The sequence below is a fragment of the Kitasatospora sp. NPDC007106 genome (genome assembly GCF_040634455.1).
Lineage (GTDB): Bacteria > Actinomycetota > Actinomycetes > Streptomycetales > Streptomycetaceae > Kitasatospora > Kitasatospora arboriphila.
Map to the genome: position 1 here is coordinate 1 of NZ_JBEYFP010001121.1, position 1,655 is coordinate 1,655.

The 1,655-nt window shown below is 77.0% G+C and carries 1 protein-coding gene; it reads right to left on the reverse strand.

What is annotated here, in order from left to right:
* The coding region (locus ABZ641_RS36350; protein ID WP_359988780.1) for an FAD-dependent monooxygenase at window positions 1-1,367 on the reverse strand (1,367 nt) is incomplete at its 3' end.
* Window positions 1,368-1,655 lie beyond the last annotated feature (288 nt).

Sequence of the window (1,655 nt, forward strand, 5' to 3'; positions counted from 1 at the left end):
TCGGCCGCCGGGACGCTGCGCAGCCGGGCGGCCGGTGCCGGCCGCGCGGGCCGGACAACCCGGGCCAGCACCGCCGGCGCCAGCAGCCGCTGCGGCGGCTCCGCCAGGTTGGCGACGGCGAGGAAGGCCCGGCCCACCCCGGCGTCGGCCTCGGCGGCCCGGTGGATCCGGGCGACGTACCGGTTCAGCAGCCGGACCCGCGGCGAGCGGCGGCCGTCCACGAACGGGAACCGCAGGTCGCCGCCGACCGACATGTCCCAGGCCACGTCGGTGATCGCGGCGGCCCGCCGGAAGAACCGCCGGGCCAGCGGCTCCCCGGACGCCTCCGCCAGGCACTCCCGCAGCGCCGCCGCCTCGCAGGCCGCCACCGTCATGCCCTGTCCGTAGGTCGGGTTGAACTGGCAGAGCGCGTCGGCGAGCACCAGGTACCCCTCGGGGAAACGCTCCAGCCGCTCGTAACGGCGGCGGATCGACACCGGGCTGCGCATCAGCCGCGGGTCGGTGAGCGGCTCCAGGCGCTCCAGCAGCCGGTGCAGGTCGGGCACGGGCAGGCGCTGCGCGAAGCGGTGGTAGCCCTCCGGGTCCACCGGCGGGACGTCGCCGTTCATGCCGAACAGCGTGACCAGCCAGCGGTCGCCCTCGCCGCTGAGCGCCACACCGCCGCGCGGCGCGTCCGCGGAGGCTCCGACGACGAAGGCGTCCGCGTCCGCGTCGCCCGGGCTGCGCCGGTACTCCCGGGAGACGTACACCAGGCCGGAGTCCACCCGCTCCTCCGGCGCCGGCGCGTAGCCGAGGGTGCGCAGCCAGGTGGCGCCGCGGTTGCTGCGGCCGGTGGCGTCGACCACCAGGTCCGCCGCCAGCACCTCCGGCTCGGCGTTCACCCGCAGCAGCCGTACGCCGGTGACCCGGCCGCCCGCCGGGTCGGCGACCGGCTCCAGGACCTCCGTCCGCTGCTGGATCTCCACGCCCGGCAGCGCCGCCACCCTGGAGCGGAGGTGACGCTCCAGCTCGGGGCGGCTCACCATCAGGCAGGGGAGCCCGGACGGCGCCCGCAGCAACCGCCGGCCGTCGTTGAACCAGTTCACGTCCGCCTGCACGTCCCGGACGAGCGCACCCCGCGCCACCAGGTCCTCCCGCAGCCCGGGGAAGAGGTCCTGCAGGACCTCGAAACCCTTCGACAGCATGCCGTGGGCGTGGTGGCTCTGCGGCACCCCGCGCCGCGGGCCACCGCCCTCCGGCAGCGCGTCCCGGTCGACGACCGTGACCCGGGCGAAGCTCTCGCTCAGCACCCGCGCGGCCAGCAGGCCGCCGATCCCCGCCCCCGCGACGACCGCGTGGCCGCGTCCCGTCCTGTCCCCGTCCTGCATGGCGTCCCCCTGTCCCGGGCCGGAGCGGCCACCCTCGACCGGGTCGGCCGTCCCCGACCGAACCACTCTGCCCGGCACCGATTGACGACCGATTGACGACGGATTGACGCCGCCCCCCGCACGGGGAAGCTGGAGGGAGCAGGCACCACCGCCGGCCCGCCGGAGGGACGACCATGAGCGACGACGCCCAGCAGCCGCAGCAGCCGCAGCAGCCCGACCGGCGCCACGCCCGCCCGGACGGCATGGACGACGCGACGGTCGAGGCCCTCGGGCTCCTCTCCGAGGCCC